This is a genomic window from Mesorhizobium sp. M8A.F.Ca.ET.165.01.1.1 (assembly GCF_004792065.1).
GTDB lineage: Bacteria > Pseudomonadota > Alphaproteobacteria > Rhizobiales > Rhizobiaceae > Mesorhizobium.
Genome location: NZ_SRTH01000088.1, coordinates 1 through 402, shown reverse-complemented (window position 1 = coordinate 402; position 402 = coordinate 1). Strand labels below are relative to the sequence as shown.

Genomic DNA, 402 nt, shown 5'->3' with positions numbered 1-402 from the left:
AAGTCCTACAAAGACTAAAAATAAGGATTGCCTAGTTGGAGGGGCGATCCGGGAGGAAATTCCATGCCAACCAAAATCAAAGATGCGCCACCGAAGCAGCCCGACCGGAGGAAGCCACCTGTGACTCGTCCCGACAAGGAAGCACCATCATTTGAGCATGTCGATCCATCGCCGCGAGATGTGCGCGAAGCTCCGGCACCAAATCCAAACGGCGATAAGAAGTAACCGCCGGCGCGCGCCGAAACCTCTGGGTATCTTGCAGGGTGGAAGCCGATTTTTTGCATGTGCCCTGAGCCATGTCCTTGCTCACAGAACGTTCCGCAAGTCATAGGTTCATGGGTGATGGAGACGCGCCAGACCCAGTGATCGCCTCTCGGAACATAAGGAGCTAACGACCGTTTT

General features: G+C 54.7%; 1 protein-coding gene. It reads left to right on the top strand.

What is annotated here, in order from left to right; genetic code table 11:
* Nucleotides 1-63: 63 nt before the first annotated feature.
* A complete protein-coding gene (locus EN808_RS36675) occupies nucleotides 64-225 on the top strand; it encodes a hypothetical protein (protein WP_189524247.1) in 162 nt (53 codons plus the stop codon).
* Nucleotides 226-402: the final 177 nt, after the last annotated feature.